This is a genomic window from Micromonospora sp. NBC_00898, assembly GCF_045207895.1.
Classification (GTDB): domain Bacteria; phylum Actinomycetota; class Actinomycetes; order Mycobacteriales; family Micromonosporaceae; genus Micromonospora.
The window spans coordinates 2477976-2494382 of the sequence record NZ_CP108775.1; the positions used below are offsets into that span (position 1 = coordinate 2477976).

General features: G+C 69.3%; 15 protein-coding genes. 10 read left to right on the plus strand and 5 right to left on the minus strand.

Going from position 1 to position 16407, the window contains the following annotated elements; all coding sequences use genetic code 11:
* Positions 1 to 33: 33 nt before the first annotated feature.
* From OG799_RS12130 to OG799_RS12145, 4 genes are all read left to right on the plus strand, one after another.
* Positions 34 to 2139, plus strand: coding sequence for a S9 family peptidase (locus tag OG799_RS12130; protein WP_406045130.1), 2106 nt, complete (start codon positions 34 to 36; stop codon positions 2137 to 2139).
* 45 nt (positions 2140 to 2184) lie between these two features.
* The gene (locus OG799_RS12135; RefSeq protein WP_406045131.1) at positions 2185 to 2325 is read left to right on the plus strand and encodes a hypothetical protein; all 141 of its coding nucleotides are present in this window, start codon (positions 2185 to 2187) and stop codon (positions 2323 to 2325) included.
* Positions 2326 to 2998: 673 nt separating this feature from the next.
* The gene (locus OG799_RS12140; protein ID WP_406045132.1) at positions 2999 to 3235 is read left to right on the plus strand and encodes a YgaP-like transmembrane domain; all 237 of its coding nucleotides are present in this window, start codon (positions 2999 to 3001) and stop codon (positions 3233 to 3235) included.
* Between the two features lie 448 nt (positions 3236 to 3683).
* Positions 3684 to 4115 carry an OsmC family protein gene (locus tag OG799_RS12145; RefSeq protein ID WP_406045133.1) on the plus strand — a complete coding sequence of 144 codons (432 nt, stop codon included), beginning with the start codon at positions 3684 to 3686 and terminating at the stop codon, positions 4113 to 4115.
* A gap of 455 nt (positions 4116 to 4570) precedes the next feature.
* Here the strand turns inward: OG799_RS12145 and OG799_RS12150 are convergent, their stop codons facing one another.
* Both OG799_RS12150 and OG799_RS12155 read right to left on the minus strand, forming a co-directional pair.
* Entirely contained in the window at positions 4571 to 5452 is an 882-nt protein-coding gene (locus OG799_RS12150) for a GNAT family N-acetyltransferase (protein WP_406045134.1), read from the minus strand.
* Between the two features lie 198 nt (positions 5453 to 5650).
* Positions 5651 to 6673, minus strand: a complete 1023-nt coding sequence (locus OG799_RS12155; RefSeq protein ID WP_406046269.1) for an IS630 family transposase — start codon at positions 6671 to 6673, stop codon at positions 5651 to 5653.
* Positions 6674 to 6776: 103 nt separating this feature from the next.
* On the opposite strand from OG799_RS12155, the gene OG799_RS12160 reads away from it, so the two are divergent.
* Together OG799_RS12160 and OG799_RS12165 are read left to right on the plus strand one after the other, a co-directional pair.
* The gene (locus OG799_RS12160) at positions 6777 to 7802 is read left to right on the plus strand and encodes an IS110 family transposase (protein ID WP_406045135.1); all 1026 of its coding nucleotides are present in this window, start codon (positions 6777 to 6779) and stop codon (positions 7800 to 7802) included.
* 1189 nt (positions 7803 to 8991) lie between these two features.
* Entirely contained in the window at positions 8992 to 10164 is a 1173-nt protein-coding gene (locus OG799_RS12165) for a hypothetical protein (protein ID WP_406045136.1), read from the plus strand.
* A gap of 206 nt (positions 10165 to 10370) precedes the next feature.
* Here OG799_RS12165 and OG799_RS12170 read toward each other — a convergent pair whose 3' ends face one another.
* The 3 genes from OG799_RS12170 to OG799_RS12180 form a co-directional block, all read right to left on the minus strand.
* Positions 10371 to 10721, minus strand: coding sequence for a hypothetical protein (locus OG799_RS12170; protein WP_406045137.1), 351 nt, complete (start codon positions 10719 to 10721; stop codon positions 10371 to 10373).
* Positions 10718 to 11146, minus strand: coding sequence for a DeoR family transcriptional regulator (locus OG799_RS12175; RefSeq protein WP_406045138.1), 429 nt, complete (start codon positions 11144 to 11146; stop codon positions 10718 to 10720). Before OG799_RS12175 ends, OG799_RS12170 begins: the two co-directional genes overlap by 4 nt.
* Positions 11147 to 11375: 229 nt before the next feature.
* Entirely contained in the window at positions 11376 to 12134 is a 759-nt protein-coding gene (locus OG799_RS12180; RefSeq protein ID WP_406045139.1) for a transposase family protein, read from the minus strand.
* A gap of 548 nt (positions 12135 to 12682) precedes the next feature.
* On the opposite strand from OG799_RS12180, the gene OG799_RS12185 reads away from it, so the two are divergent.
* From OG799_RS12185 to OG799_RS12200, 4 genes are all read left to right on the plus strand, one after another.
* On the plus strand, positions 12683 to 13234 hold the full coding sequence (locus OG799_RS12185; RefSeq protein ID WP_406045140.1) for a hypothetical protein: 552 nt from the start codon (positions 12683 to 12685) through the stop codon (positions 13232 to 13234).
* A gap of 100 nt (positions 13235 to 13334) precedes the next feature.
* Positions 13335 to 13607: a DNA/RNA helicase domain-containing protein gene (locus OG799_RS12190; protein WP_406045141.1), complete on the plus strand. Its 273-nt coding sequence runs from the start codon at positions 13335 to 13337 to the stop codon at positions 13605 to 13607.
* A 62-nt stretch (positions 13608 to 13669) separates the two neighbouring features.
* Positions 13670 to 15157 carry a polyprenol phosphomannose-dependent alpha 1,6 mannosyltransferase MptB gene (gene mptB, locus OG799_RS12195; RefSeq protein ID WP_406045142.1) on the plus strand — a complete coding sequence of 496 codons (1488 nt, stop codon included), beginning with the start codon at positions 13670 to 13672 and terminating at the stop codon, positions 15155 to 15157.
* On the plus strand, positions 15154 to 16386 hold the full coding sequence (locus OG799_RS12200) for a glycosyltransferase family 87 protein (RefSeq protein WP_406045143.1): 1233 nt from the start codon (positions 15154 to 15156) through the stop codon (positions 16384 to 16386). The genes mptB and OG799_RS12200 overlap by 4 nt, the downstream gene beginning before the upstream one ends.
* Positions 16387 to 16407 lie beyond the last annotated feature (21 nt).

The window sequence follows — 16407 nt, forward strand, 5'->3', positions numbered from 1 at the left end:
GGACGGCCGGGTGCGGGCGGCTAGGGTCCGGGCATGCCGGACGACGCCATGCCGCACGATCTCGAAAGCTTCATCGCCCCGCCGGTCGCTCCCACCGTCCGCACCGAGCACGAGCTGCACGGCGTGCGGTGGACCGACGAGTACGCGTGGATGGGCGACCACGACGACCCCCGGCTCGCGGCGTACCTGCGCGCGGAGCGCCGGCACTACGATGCGACCACCGGACATCTGGAACGCCTCCGAAACATGCTGTTTACCGAGGTGGAACAGCGCATCCTGCCGACTGAGTCATCAGTCAGTTGGAAGCGTGGTGACTGTTTCTACTACACGCGCACGGTCACCGGTAGGGAGTACGAGCAGTTATTGACAAGCCGTGACCCGGACGGACCGGGAACCGTGGTCCTGGATGGCGCGGAGGTCGCCGGTCCGGACGGATTTGTGGAGATCGGCGTGCGGGAGGTCAGCCCCGACGGCCGCCTGCTCGCGTACTCGATCGACACCCGCGGCGACGAGGTCTACGCGCTGCGCTTCCGCGACCTCACCACGCTGACCGATCTGCCCGACACCGCGCCACGCACCTACTACACCGGCGCCTGGAGCGCGGACTCGTCGACGTTCTTCTACACGGTGCACGACGAGCTCTACCGGCCGTACCAGGTCTGGCGGCACGTCATCGGCACGCCGGCCGGCGCCGACGTGCTCGTCTTCGTCGAGGATGACGCGCGCTACGAGGTCACCGTGCACACCATCCGCAGCGGCGGGTACGTCGTGATCGAGAGCGCCTGCCGAGACACCACCGAGGCGTGGCTGATCCCGGCGGCCGAGCCCACGGCCGCACCGGTCGTGGTGCGGCCGCGCCGCAAGGGCGTGGAGTACCGCGTCGACCACGCGCGGGAGGGCGACGAATTGTTCATCGTCACCAACGACGGCGCCGAGGAGTTCCGGCTCATGCGCGCGCCCGTCGCCTCTTGCGGAGCCGACGCCGCCGAGCCGTGGAGCGAGGTCGCGCCCGCCCGCGACGGCGAGCGGCTGCGCGCCTGCCACGTGCTCGCCGAATTCCTCGTGCTCGAGCTGCGCCGCGACGGGTTCGCGCTGCTGCGGGTCGTCGACCGGGCGACGGGCGCCGAGCGAGAGATCTCCGCGGAGATACCCGCCGGCACCATCACCATCGCCACCCCGACCGAGTACGACGCCGACAGCGTGACCGTCAAGGTCGAGTCGCTCGTCGAACCGCCCGCGTGGTACGCCGTCGACCTATGCACCGGCGAGCGCGCCCTGCGCAAGCGGCGGGAGGTCCCCGGCTACGACGCGACGGCGTACCGCACCCAGCGGCGGCAGGCCATCGCCCCGGACGGCACCCGCGTGCCGTACACCCTGGCGTGGCGCGCGGACACCCCGCTGGACGGCACCGCGCCCGCCCTGCTGTGGGGCTACGGCGCGTACGAGTCGTGCGACAACCCGGAGTTCGATCCGATGCTGGCGAGCCTGCTGAACCGCGGCGTCGTCTATGCCCTGACCCATCCGCGCGGCGGCGGGGAGAACGGCCGCCGGTGGTGGCGCGACGGCATGCTCGCGCGGAAGGCAAACACGTTCACCGACCACGTCGCGGTCGCCGATGCGCTCGCCGGCGACGCCCCGGATGCCCGCCGGGCGCTGGTCGACGGTGACCGGATCGCCACCCGCGGCCTGTCTGCGGGCGGGCTGTTGCAGGCTGCGGTCTTCACCGCGCGGCCCGACCGGTGGCGCGCGGTCGTCGCCGAGGTGCCCTTCGTTGACGTCATCACGACCATGCTCGACCCGAACGTCCCGCTCACCGCCAACGAGTGGGACGAGTGGGGCGACCCCCGGCAGCCCGAGGCGTACGCCTGGATGCGCGCGTACTCGCCGTACGACAGCCTGCCCGGCGGCCCGCGACCGGCGCTGCTGGCGACGGCGGCGGTACACGACCCGCGGGTCATGGTCCACGAGCCGGCGAAATGGGTGGCCCGGCTGCGTGCGACGGCCAAGCCCGACGACGCGCCGGTTCTGTTCCGGGTCGAGCTCGGCGCCGGAGCGCACACCGGCCCATCCGGTCGGTACGCGCACTACCGCTATGAGGCCGAGATCCTTGCCTTCGTGCTGGACCGCCTGCTCTCTTGAGCGCCTGGGCTGCTGGGGAGAATCGGCTGGTGTCCGACCGCGGCGGTGTTCGTGCGGTCCTACGCCCGGCTCGCGCCGGTGGCCCGTGTGCCGGAGATCTCGCTGCACCAGGCCGACGAGCCGATCGGCCTGCGGGAGCTGACGGAACCTGAGGTGCCCAGCGAGCAGCCGCCGCCGTTCTGGTAGGCAGCGCCAGGGCCGCCCAGACCTGCTCCTATGACCGACAGCTCGAGCAATACCGGGCAGCCCTCGACGCCGGGGAGAGGGGACGGACCCCGGGGTAGTCACCCGGCTCGATAGCCCAGACGCAGGCCGAACGGGCACGGGCTGAAGCCGATCTTCAGGCGACACTGACGCCGGGACGAAACCGGATGAGTCAGACCGAGATCGCGAACCTCGTGCAAGCACTCGGCGACATCGTCAGCGTGCCCCCGCGACGCCGACCCGCCGGCAAGCCGAGGCCTATCCTCAGCTGGCCCGCGGCTGACCTACCACCCGTAAACGCGAACGGTGCGAGCGCCCTGGCTCGCACCGTCGATGTTCGTGGTGTCCGAGGCCCGAACTCAACCGGACATCCATGGTCATCGCCTGCGGCGAATTGCTTCTGGCCGCCCGTTGACAACCGTCGGCCAGGGCGTACCGCTGAATCGACTCTTGTCCGAGGACCTTGATGGCGCGATAGCAGCGCCGCCTCGCTGCGCCGCCCTGCCTCTTCGCATCGCGATGCATGCTGATGGGCGGAGAGGATGACTGGTCCCGTCGGGGGCCGGGTTTCCGCGACGGGGCGCGGGGCCCTTGCTCTGCCGGTAGGCTGACGGCGAAGCAGGGAGATACTCCCGATTCGGCTCAGGGGGTGGTCATGCCCGTCCTGCAGTTCTTCAACTCGCCAGCCGGTCGGGTCGTACGGATCGTCCTCGGGTTGGTGCTCATCGTGATCGGCGTGTCGCTGGGCCGTTGGTGGTGGCTGCTGGCGCTCCTGGGCCTGCTTCCGCTGGCGGCGGGGCTCTTCGATTTCTGCACCCTGGGGCCCTTGTTCGGTATGCCACTGTCCGGCCGCCGATTCCACGAAGCCAGCCGGAGCAGACAGCGCCGTTGATCGCCCCGGCGCTCCGCTGGTCGCCAGATGACGTGGTGGGCGATCATCCTGATCGGTGCCAGGCTGGGATTCCCCTCGGATGTGCTGGCGAACAGCGGCGATTCCTGCTGGCCCCGCCCTACCTGGTGGTCCTGCAGTCGTTGCGTGGGCACGTCGCCTGGCGGGTCGCACTGGCGTACACCGTCCTGGCGGTGTCCACCGCAGATCTCGGTGCCCGGTTGGTCATCCGCGCGAGCCCGGGTGGTTGGACCCGCCTGCGGCTCGTCCTCGTCCTGCTCGCCTGGGAGGTTCTTCTTCCCGGTCGTTGACCTGGGATTCGATTCCTCGTCGGCGGGAGGCGGCGCAGCCTCCCAGCAGGGCCCAAGGTCCTCGCATCAGGGCCGGACGGGACTATGGCTGACACACGCTGCGGGTGTTGGCTGAATCGATAGCACGGGAAGGAGTAGGAATGGGCCAAACCGACGTGCAGGCGGTCGACGGGCAGATTGGGACGGTGGACGTCCGTTTCACGGCCGGTGAGGCGTACGAGTTCGCGGTGCGGGGACACCGGATGCGGGTGGACCAGCCTGCGGACGCGGGCGGCGCCGACGAGGCGCCGACGCCGACGGAGTTGTTCGTGGCGTCGCTGGCGACCTGCGTGGCGTTCTACGCCGGCCGCTATCTGACGCGGCACGGGTTGGATCGAAACGGTCTGGGGGTGTCGGTCACCTACCGGATGGCGGCGGACCGGCCGGCACGGGTGGCGGACATCCGGCTGTGCCTTCGGCTGCCGGAGGGGTTTCCGGAGGCTCGGAAGCAGGCGCTGCTGGCGGTGGCGTCGCACTGCACCGTGCACAACACCCTGGCCGCGCCGCCGACCGTCACCGTCGACACGTACTGACGGCACCCGGATCGCGGGAGCTACACCGTCTCAGGCCGGTCGCTGGGCTTCGTCGTGGCCGCGATTCAGGACGGGTGCCACGCCGGTACGCCCCCCGCTGCGGTTCCGGCATCGGTCGGACCAACGGGCGGGGTCGGCTCGCCCGCCTGCGCCTCGGGGCCGCCGGGCTCCGGCGGCTGCCGCCGGTGCAACTACTCCGCCGAATACGCTGGCACCAACCGGATCGCCCACCCCTGGACCGCCCCGGGTTTGGTAGCGGCTAGTGCTGCTCCACGTTAGTTCATGGAGGGTGTTGGTCAGGGCATGGGATCGCCGAGATAGAGGCCGAAGACGTAGTCCACGGCTTCTCGGGCGAGCCGAAGGGGAGTCCGGGCAAGCACGTATCGGAGCCCCAGGAGAACTCGCGGTTGTGGGGGCCGGGTCAGGACGATGGCTCGGCCCGGCCCCCGTCGTTCCTAGAGATCGAGCTGGTACTGGAATGTCGTGTGCGTCGGCGCATAGCCGAGCGCGTCGTTGATGTGCCTCATATACGGATTGTTGTCGGCGGTGTCGGTAAGCAGGCCGCCGAGGTCCGGGTGCCGCTCAAAGGCCTGCCGGATCGAGGCGGCCTTCATCCAGCGGCCGAGGCCATGCCCGCGGTGCTCAGGGAGGACGCCGGTGCCGTAGTGCTGGCCATTACCTTTGCCGTCGCCGGGGACCACCAGTTCAGTGAACCCAGCGATCGAGCCGTCCGACTCGTCGATGGCAACGACAGTGTGCAGCAGGTCACCCCGCATTTCGATGGCCGCGGCTGCGGACCGGAGCCGTTCCAGGTCCCAGGTCACCGAGCCGAAGTCGGTGCTGCCCATCGGCATGTCGTCCATGGCGTGACGCGACGCGACAAACGTCTCGGCGAGGCCGTCAGGAACCGTACCCTCCCATGACGCCAGCCGATAGCCGGGATGTGACTGTTCGGTGATCTCGGTGAGAGCCGTGATGTCCGCCTCGGCCATTGGGAGGCGGGTGAAGGTCAGGGCCAGCACCCTGCGGAAGCCCCGCGCCGGCAGAAATCGGTCGCCGGGAGAGCCAGCCTCGGTCTGGGTGATGACACAGCGTCGGCCGTCCTGGCGTGCAGCGGCCACGGCCGCCTCCAGGAGCCGGGAGCCGGTGCGGTTTCGCCGCTTGGCCGGATGGACACGCAGGTCCAATTCGGCGAGGTGGTCCTGCCCAATCCTGGTGAAAAGACGCAGGAATGCCGACCCGACGGGGATTCCGTCGGTGTCGGATGCCAGCCACGCCAGGCGGTGGGTGGACGGGCCGCCGTCGGGGTCGATCAGTGGAGTGATGCGAACGGACAAGGTGTCTCCGTCGTGGGGAGGGGGAAGGTGTCAGGGCCTGGGTTTGACTGCTGACCGTTCGTGCGCATTTGCTGCACACCTCCTTGGCGACGGCGCCGGCCTGGGGCGACCGGCGGCCCGGAGAAGGTAGCCGCTCCAACTCGGAAGGAGCAAAGGGTTTACAGGTGTCGCCCCAGAATCTCCTTGCTCAGGCCTTCATCAGGTGACCTTGAGCGGGGTGCCGTCGTAGGTCCAGCGGTAGGGCTTGGCGGTGGTGTTGTGGTTGATCACGTAGGCGTCCAGTTTGGCGATGAGGTCGTCGCGGCTGGAGAAGTCGCCGTGTCGCAGCACCCGACGGGTCATCGCGGAGAACAGCAGCTCGACCTGGTTCAACCAGGAGGCGTGCGGTGGGGTCCAGTGCACGGTCCATCTGGGATGGTCGGCCAGCCACTTCCTGGTGTGCCTGGCGGTGTGGGAGGAGCCGTTGTTCACGACGTGGATGTCCAGGCCTGGGGTGATGACCGCGTCGAGCTGGTCGAGGAAGCCGGTGAAGGTCACCGCGTTGTTGCGGATGATGATCTCGGTGAGGACCTCGCCGGATCGCACGTCCAGGGCTGCGACCAGGGAGGCGGTGCCGTGGCGGCGGTACTCGAACTCCTCCCGGGCGGGCCGGCCGGGTGCGGCGGGGCGGCCGGGGTGGCGCCGGGAGCGGGCCGCGATCGCGGTCTTCTCGTCGATGGACAGCACCACGGCGCCTTCGGGCGGGTTGCGGTAGAGGGCGCAGATGTCGGCGGCCCGCTGCCAGAAGTCGGGCGTGTCGCGGCGGGTGAGCCAGCCCCGCACCCGGTGCGGCTTGAGGTCCAGGCCGGCCAGGATCCGGCCGACCTGGGAGGTGGAGACCGTGGCGGACACGGTGCCCGCGACCTTGGCGGCGATGGTGCGGTGCGACCAGGTCGACTCCGGGTGTGGTGATCGCCTTGCGCGGGCGGTCCGGCAGCATCTCCGCGCCGGCCCCGGTGCGCTGGTGGCCGTGGCCACGATCGCCACACGCATGGTGGGGCCGTAGGTCTTGGGACGGCCCGGGCGGGCGGCGTCCCGCAGTCCGTCCAGGCCCGAGGCGGCGAACCGGCCACGCCACTTGCGCACCATGTTCACATGGACGTCCAGCTTCCGCGCGATGGCCCCATTGCTGTCACCATCGGCCGCGGCCAGCACGTTCCGCGCCCGCAGAACCGCTCTGATGCGATGAAGGAGCGGGGCCTCCGCTCCTCGTGAATGTCGCTCTGGGCGTGCCGTTGGGCGTTCACTCGGAGGTGTTCACGTCCGCACGACGTTGGAGGCCCCTGTGAACACAGACTACGACGGCCGGCAGGTGGTGGGTATCGATCTGCACCGGCGGCGCACGGTCCTCGTGCAGCAGACCGAGGCCGGTGATCGGCTGGGTGTCACGCGCATCGACAACGACCCGTTCACCCTGGCCGAGCAGGTCGCCGGCTGGGGTGAGTCCCCGCAGGTGGTGTTGGAGGCCACCACCGATGGCTGGTACTGGGCCGCTGACGTGCTCGCCGAGGCGGGTGCGCAGGTGCACCTGGCGCACCCGCTGGGGGTGAAGGGGTTCGCCTACCGGTGGGTCAAGAACGACGTGCGTGACGCCTCTGACCTTGCGGATCTGCTGCGGATGGGCCGGTTGCCCGAGGCGTGGATCGCGCCACCGGCCACCCGCGAGCTACGCGAGTTGGTGCGTCACCGGGCCAGGCTGGTTGCCCTGCGGTCAGGGTTGAAGGCCGGCGTGCACGGCGTCCTGGCCAAATGCGGTGTGAGCGTGCCGATGAGCGACCTGTTCGGCGTTGCCGGGCAGCAGCTGCTCGCCGAGCTGCGCCTGCCCGATGTCTATGCCGGCAGGGTCGCCTCGCTGCGGCGGTTGATCGACGCGTTCGGGTTCGAGATCGACCTGTACGCCAAGATGACCAGCGCCCGCCTGTCCACTCACCCCGGCTATGTCGCGGTGCAGGCCATCGACGGTGTCGGCCCGATCCTGGCCGCGCTGTTCGTTGCCGAGATCGGTGACGTGCACCGCTTCACCCGCCCCGAACAGTTGTGCTCCTGGGCCGGGCTGACCCCACGCCACCGTGAGTCCGACACCAAGATCCGGCGCGGGCGGATCACCAAGCAGGGCTCCACCCTCGTGCGGTGGGCCGCCGTGGAGGCGGTGCAGCGGGTACGCCGCGGCCCGATCGCCGCCACCCGGGCGCGTATCGGCGGCAACCGCGGCGCGAACATCGGCAAGGTCGCCGCCGCCCGCATACTCCTCACGCTGGTCTACTGGGGGCTACGCGACGGACACATCCGTTGCCTGGCCCGGCCGGCGTGAGCACCATCTGGACGCAGCCAGGACGCGAGGCCGACGCAGGTCTGACCCCCACCGGCCGGTGGCGCGGTCGACGTCTCTGATTGACCCCGCCTGGTTGCGGCCGTATCACTCCATGCCGCCCTCGCCGGCGGCGAAGGGATGACCGGCAACCAGACCCGCTCTGACAGCTGCCACTCGTCTACACCGGACGGTGGAGAACACGGCCCAACCCACAACCGAACACCCCCTTCCCCGGCGCCACGATCATGCGCCACCCGGAGCCGGCGTCAAGGCCAAGCCCCTGACGGGGTCGACCTACGGTCGAGCCTTGACCCCGACCCCTCGGCGGCGTCTGGCAGCACCCAGCCGGAAACCAGGAGAAATCGGTCACGCCACCCCGAACTCGCGGGGTTGACACGGCCCCACTCCTTCAGGGATGACCTGCCCCTTCGCCGACACCGCCACACGTGTCAGACGCTCGCGCGCCGCCGCGTCCAGCTCCACCCCGACCGCCGCACCCATCCCCGCCACGCACCTCGCAACCCCGTCACGGCGAAAGAGACGATCATGGCGTGCCGGTGCGGCGGGCGTGCAGGATGGACCCGGTGCCGAAGAACCCGCCCGAGTCCATGCAGCACCACCTGCGCGTCCGACCCGTCCCGGCGGCCGGATGGCGGAGCTGTAGGAGAGTCGTTCGCACGGGCCTCTGCGGTCAGTACGTGACCACGCCGTCGGTAGCTCGGTTCTTGCGTGTGATCGGCCCTGGGCCACCCCGGCTACCGGCAGGTACACATCCGGTCAGAGCCGTGGCGCCGTTCGTAACGCCTCGAACACCTGTCCAGCCTTACAGGCATCGTCCACTCCACCGGAACGGACATTTCGCTCGCGTCGACTATCGTTCTAGTGCATTGGTCGCTTCTCCGGCATAGCTGACCGATCCTTCCCATAGCCTCCAGACCGGAGGTTTTCTCGCTTAGCCGTCATAGGCTAGGGAAGGAGCATCATGCGAAGGAAACGGATCGCCGGGCTGGCTGTGTTGGCGGCTGCTGCGGTGCTGTCCGCTGCTGGACCACCCATCCTTGAGCCTGTCTTCGCCGATGATGGGCCCAGACATGACGGGGACCAAGGCCCCCCGCCCACCCATGGCCGGCCAGGTGCAGCTGAGGGCCTGGGGCAGCTGAACGGGCTGCTGCCCCGGGACAAGCTGACCTTGGGCAGCGCAATCCAGGTCGATCTGAGCAAGGAGTCGGTGCGCCTGCCGCTGTACCCGGGCAGGGGCCCCGACGGCGAGACGGTGTGGTTCGTGCTGATGGACGCCTCCGATGAGGGGTTGGCGGACGACCTGGGCGTGAACTTCGCGCCCAAGCTGGCCAACCTCGCCATCAGCTGCCGCGAGTGCGTGCAGACGGTGACCCTCGACTCGCCCACCCCCCAGGAGAACCGGTTCGGACCCGCGGTGGTCAACTTCCAGGGCGTGCCGGACTTCAGCCCGACCCGCATCGCGGAACCGGGGCCCAACGGCTTCCCGCTCGCCGAATTCCAACCCGGAGCGGTGGCCAACGAAGGGTACAGCCCGTTCATCCGGATCAAGGGATCCAACGTCGTCTACAACGCCCCGATCGTGGCCACCGGCGACGGCCCCGACTTCGACGTCAAGCACCACACCGACACGGGCGACCGGGTCTTGGGCGTGCACATCGCACCCCCCTCACCGCCCGGCCAGTTCAACGAGTCCTGGGTCGACATGCTGTTCGTCAAGGGCTTCGACGCCGGCCAGCCGATCCTCTACCTCAGCACCGACGCCGGTCAGCCGCTGACCGCAGTGCTGGAGCGCTCGACCTTCGTGCCCGCGCTGGACAGGGCGGCCTTCAACGGCGGCGACGACTTCCTCGGCTCCGCCCGCGAACGGCTGTTCGGCTTCATCAACGGCCAGACCGGGGCCGACAACCCCGAGGCGCAAGGCTTCGTCCACCTGGCCGAAGACGGGCACATCTCCCAGGACGCCCGCGCCGACAACGAGCGCCTGATCAACGCGCTGCGTAACGGCGGTGACCTGCTCAACGTGTTCGGTGACTTCCCGACCCTGGCCGACCCGCGTCACTCCCACGCCTACAGCCCGCTGTGGGACGCGCAGCTCGGCCTGTGGACCGAGAAGGCCGTCGAGCAGGGGCTCAACACCCGCCAAACCGACGAGGTCGAGGTCTTCAACCTGGCGGCCACCCGACCCGACCTCCTGACCGGCGTCGACCCGGCCACCGGCGAGCCCGCACCCTACGGCTCGGTCGGCGTCGACATCAACTGCGCGGTCATCGGCTTCACCGCCGAGGCACCCACCGCCAACCTCGCAGAACCAGCCCACAAGTCGCAGTTCCCACCCAGATAACCGGCAAAAGCACGAGCCGTCACGGCGGGCCCCCTGTGGGGCCCGCCGTGCGCTTCGCCTCAGGGCCGCGCATCCTGCGGCAGGGCCGGGACACCTATCTCGCTGGCACTGGGCAGGAGCGGCAGCGACGCTTGACAGCCTCTGCGGCGCTCATCTGTACTGGCGCTGCACTAGTTGATCTTCGACGAGCGTCAACTCAGTCGATGTCACGTCGACTGGGGTCCGTCGCGGGCGTACTCAAGAACCTCGTGTAGCCAGTGATCGAAGTACCGGTTCAACGCAGCGTCGTCCGCGAGGTCCAGAGCCAGCCACTCTTGAGCCGCACGAACCATCAGACTCGCCGCCTGCCCTTCCTCTGGCTTGAGTTCCACCCAGTCAGTGAGCGCCGCCCACAGGAGGTACAGGCTGGTTCCCAGCGCGTCGGGCGCCGGAGGCCCCAACTCATCCCAGAGGTCGGCCGCCGCCTCGTAGGCATGGTCCGCGACCAAGATCCGTCGGTGCAACCGGTTGATCTCGTCCAAGTCGAGCTCGGTGCCTTCGAAGTAGCTGCTGGTCACGCTACGAGCCTTCCACCGGCCCCCACATTTGCAAAGATCAAGACTCCTCTGGGCTGGCGTCTCCCGTGGTCTCCCGCCTGCTCGGCCCCCAGCGGCAGGAACCGCAGATTGTCCGCCGCGCTCGTGTGCCGTCGGCCCAACTGGAGGGGTACTGGTCGTCCCGAGGCCGCCAGTTCGCGGCTGAGCAGCTCGGCTCCCTGGGCGGTCACCTCGGACCACCAGGTGTGGGTGCGGCCCTCTTCCGAGCGCAGCCGCCTTACCAGCCGCGCCTCGTGCAGCCGGGCCAGGTCCCGTTGAGCCGTCAGCTGCGACACCCCGCAGACCACCGCCACATCCATCGTCGCCGCCAAGCCGTGCTGCGCCAGGAGCGACCGGATCCGCCATCGCCATGGCGACATTCGCCGTGAGGCAGCGCCGTCAACCATCCAGTGACCGCTGCATCTTCACCTGCGGGACGGGCGGCCCGGGCGGGTTGAACGGTTGCTCGATCCAGACGACAGCGAGACCCGAACCAGCGCTGGCGGCGGCCGGCAGGTGCCGATCCGTGTTCGTGGCATCCGGGGTTGGCGTGTTGACGGCGAACGCGTCCCCGACCCACGTGCCATCCGCCCGGAAGATCTGCCCCTTGATGTTCGCATCGCTACTGAAGTGATCTCAACAAGATTCGGGTAGGTAGCGGTACTCGAAGTGCGTGAGATGAAGTGCGGCGCGGACGATCGCGCCCATTCTGCGGGGGCTGACGGTGCTGTGGCGCAGGGTGCGCCAGCGGCCGGTGAGGATCGCGAAGCCGCGTTCTCCTTGGCAGCGCAGCGATCGAAGCAGGCTGTTGTGGGTGCGGTTGTCGACGGCGAGGCGGCGGCCGTCGGCGGGTTGCTTGTAGGGGGTGTGAATACCCTGGCCAGCGCCTGCGTAGCCGGAGTCGGCCAGGGTGGGCAGGTCCAGTTGCGAAGCGGCCCAGTAGAGGGCGCCGGTGACATCCAGGCGTTGGGCGCAGGTCAGGTCGTGCAGGTGTCCGGGCATCGCGTCCGAGGTCCAGATTGGTAGCCCGTCGGGGCGCATCACGGCTTGAATGTTCGCGCCGAAGTCACGGTGTTTGCCGGAGTACCAGGCGTCGATCGTGTCGCCTTTGACGCTGGTGGTGGTCTCGGCGAGGCGGTCGGTGTCGAACAGCTTGCCATCGAGGATCAGGTGTGACCAGCCGTCGGCGGCGACCCGCGCCAGGGCGTCGTGCAGGGTGGGGGTCTGCGCCGCCAGGACGCGCACCGCTTCGCCGACGTACCGGTAGGCGGTGGCGCGCGACACGCCGAACCCGGCGCCGAGGGTGGTCTTGTCCTCGCCCTTGCGGAACCACACCAGGACCAGCAACGCCTGGTAGAAGCAGGTCAAGGCGCGGGTTCCCGGACGGGTGCCCACCGCCCGGCGCTGGGCGCGTAGCAGCGACGCGACGTGCCGCACGAGTTCCCTGGGGACGTCGAGCCTGGCAGAATACGTGATCACGTGGAGCCCTCTCGGAGACTGATCTTGTCGCAAAGACCTGTCTACCGATGGCTCCACGCCCATATCCACCACCGTCCGCTATGGACGTAATGCCCGTGTCGCCCCGATCGGCGCCCCGACCCTTGTTGAGATCACCTCACTGTCGCTCCAGACGACCAGGAACCGCTGACCGTCGAAGCCGGTGACCGCCGCCGGCTGATGTTGCAGCCCACTCGGTGCTGTGCTGGTCGCGATCTCGCTCATGGCACCCCCTGGCCCACCGCAGGTCGGCGAATGCCTAGGTCAAGGCCGGTTTCGAGATCCCGCATGGTTGATTGGCCGGGACCGCGGGGGCCACACCAGGACCGGCGAACGGGCACTATTCGGCGCCGTTTGGGCCACGGGCCGACGGGTAAGCGCCGGGCCGTCGAGGCACGTCCCAATCAGGCGACTGAGGTCTGCCACTCCCTGAAGGAGGCGGCAACATGTCGGTGCATGACCGAGAGAACTGGATCAGGCGGGGTTCCCCGTTCAGGCTGATGCAGCCGGCGTGCGATTTGCGGGACGTGTTGCGTAGCTACGGTTACACCGTCTATGACATCGGCGACCGGCGTCACCTCGAGGCGGAGCCGCCCCAGGACCACACTCCGTACTCCCGGACCGGATATCCGCACGACGCCAAGTACGGCATCGGCTACGCGATCGACGTCATGCCGCCTGGGTCCGCCGGTCTGCCCTCGCTTCAGCAGCTTGGCGCCCAGCTCCTCGCCGACCGCAACGCGGTGGTCTCCGGGATCAGCTGGCTGAAGTACATGAACTGGGAGCCAGAGCGGGACGGCGGTGGCCCGTGCTACCACGAGTCGTGGCAACCCCAGTACGCCCGCCGGGACAGCACCGACCGCGGCCACATCCACCTGTCCGGCCTGACCGGATTCGAAAGCAGCATCATCGGTTCCGGCTACGACCCGGTTGCCAGGCTGCGGGAAGAGGCAAGACATCTGGCGCTGTCCGGGCAGTACGGCGCGCAGACACGCTGATCGAACCGGCGTTGCTCGGCGCCGCCAGGGGAGCTGCTCGCTGTGGAAATCGCAAGCCGGTCTGAGCGGCCATCAGCCAGCGCCCGCCTCACTGTCGGCGGTGCGGGTGTTCTCGGCCGCACAGGAGCTGAATGAACGGTCGCACTTCACGCTGCTCGACGAGCAGCGCCTGGCGTTCGAACTGGTGTTGCACGCGGTGGAGCGTACCCGTGCCGTGGACCGCAAGTCGGTCGTGGTGGTCTCCGGGGGGCCGGGCAGCGGGAAGAGCGTGATCGCGTTGTCGGTACTCGGTGAGCTGGCCCGGCACGCACTCAGCCCGCAAATGCCGTCCTGCCCTGGTAGGGCGTTCGTCCCCCAGTGCAACGGCTGTTGAGCGGAAACGATCCGGGCGACGGCCCAGACCAGATAATGCGCCGGAACCTGCCGCGGTGATACATGCGGGCCATCGGAAAAATATCCGCCGTCTGCCTTGCAGATACGTGCCGCAGGCATGCTGCGCGGGTGCTGAGACTGCCCGAGGTAGCCGCCTTCCGGATCGTCGGCATCGCCGGAGCGGCGGTGCTGGCGTGTGCCGGTCTGGCCGCAGGGGCTTTGCCGGTCGATCAGGCGCACGGAGGCTTGTGGTTGGCCGCGTGGCGCCACTATCCGAAGCCGGCCCTGCTGTGCGGCTACTTCGGGCTCACCTTGCTGGTGGTCGCTTGGTGGTGGTCGGGTCGGGTCATCCGGCGCGAGGGCGGCCTCGATCGGCGCAGCCTGGTGACGACGCTCGGCCTCTGGTCGGCCCCGCTGCTGATCGGTCCGCCGTTGTTCAGCCGCGATGTCTACAGCTACCTGGCTCAGGGATCGATGGTTCTGGCCGACATCGACGTGTACGGGTTCGGCGTGGCGCGGCTCGGCGGCCGGCTGGCCGCCGAAGTCCCGGCCGTGTGGCAGCAGACGCCCGCACCGTACGGGCCCGTCTTCCTCGGGCTGGCCGCGCTGGTCGCCGCCGTCTCCGGCACCAAAGTGGTCGCCGGCATCGTCGGCCTGCGCGTGGTGGCGTTGCTGGGCGTCGGCCTGCTGGTCGTCTTCCTGCCGCGACTGGCCCGCCACTGCGGCGTCGAACCATCCGCAGCGCTGTGGCTGGGCGTGCTCAACCCGCTGGTGCCGCTGCACCTGATCGCCGGGGCACACAACGAGGCGGTGATGCTGGGACTGTCCGTCGCCGGACTTTGCCTGGCCTACGAACGACGGTTCGCCTGGGCGACGGTTTTGATCACGCTCGCCGCCCTGGTCAAGGCACCGGCGGCGGCGGGCCTCCTGGTCGTCATCTCGTTGTCGGCCACGGGATCCCGCTGGCGGCGCGTGTCCGCCGCACTTCGCACGGCCGGGACGGCGGTGCTCACGACGGTGGCCGTCACCGCCGCGACCGGCACGGGATACGGCTGGCTGACCGCGCTGCGCACCCCGATCTCCAAGCACAGCTGGTCGGTGACCAGCGCCCTGGGCCGGGCGTCCGGCATGGCGTTGCAAGCGGTAGGCGTCGACCTCGGCGACGCGCCGATGCGGTTCTGGCTCTGGTCCGGCGTGCTGGCCGCGGTGGTGTCGGCCGCCTTCGCCTGGTGGCACCGGCACCGGCTGGGTCCGGCGTACGCACTGGGCCTGGCCATGGCCGCAGTGGCCCTGCTCGGCCCGGCCACCCGGCCCTGGTACGCGCTGTGGGGACTGATCCTCATCGCCGCCGCGGCGCCGGAAGGACTGGTGCGTACGATTGCCGCGGTCGGCGCCATGGGCCTGGCCTTCGTGACCTTGCCGAGCGGGTTCGGACCGGACACGTCGCAGATCCTCCTCGCCACGGCTGGCGTGCTGCTCGGGCTCGTCGCCGTGGCCTACTACCAGTTCCTCGTGACTTCCACCCCGGCCCTGCAAGGTGCGCCCGAATGAACGGACTGCGGGCGTCTCGGTGGCGAGTTCTCCTTCTTGCCGGGCTGGTGCTGGGGATCGGCACCGCCATCGCACTGCTGCCCGGACATCGCGGCTGGTTCGACGTGGGCGTCTACCACGGGGCGGTCAACCACTGGGTACGCGGCCACGGCCAACTGTACGACTACGTCCGTCCTGGCACCGAGTACGGCTTCACATATCCGCCGTTCGCCGCCGTCTGCATGCTGCCGATGGCGCTGCTGGGCTGGTATCCGACGATCGCGGTCAACCTCGCCGTTACCGTGGCCGCCACTGCATTCGTGCTGTACGTGCTGATCGATCCGATCGCCCGCCGCGAGGGATGGAGCCGCTGGTTCAGCTTCGCGCTTGCCGGCTGTCTGTTCGCCATGCTCGGCCCGGTGCGCGACACGGTCAGCTTCGGGCAGATCAACCTGGTGCTCATGGCGTTGGTCTACCTCGACCTGTGGCTGCTGGAGCGGAGGCACTGGCTGGCGGGCGTGGGCAGCGGCGTTGCCGCGGCGATCAAGCTGACGCCGGCGATCTTCATCGGATATCTGCTTGTCACGCGCCAATGGCGGGCCGCCGCGGTGGCCAGCGGTACCGCCGCCGCTGCGACGGCGCTGACCGCGGTCCTGGCACCGGGCGCCTCGCGGACCTACTTCACCGACGCGTTGTGGGACACCGGGCGCGTCGGCGTGCTGGATTACGTCTCCAACCAGTCACTGCTAGGGATGGTCGCGCGCCTCAACCCAGCACATCCCGACCGCCTGCTATGGGTAGCCCTGGTGGGCGTCGTGGCCGCCGTCTGGGTACGCCGGGCCCGGCGGGTAGCCTGGCTCGGCGACCACCGTGCCGGCTTCGCTCTCACCGGGGTCGCCGCCTGCCTGATAAGCCCGATCACCTGGGTGCACCACCTGGTCTGGCTGGCGCCGGCGCTGGTGGTGCTTGCAGATGCGGCGCCGCCATTGGACAGCGGCGACCCGCAGGCCCGGCGCCGGTTGTGGGCAAGCATCGGCGCCTACGTACTACTCGCCAGCAGCCTGGTCTGGCTGTGGTCGGGGGACGACCGCGGGGTCGTTCCCTATGTCGGTGGCAACAGCTATGTCCTGCTCGCCCTCGGCATGCTGCTGTTCCTACCAGTAGGGGATGGTCGGCCGGCTCACCAGGACGACACCGTGGATGAACCGGTCACGTCCCGTGGCGAGATCAAGAGCGGTGAGTCTCTGTGAAGTGATCCTGACTCGGCTTCC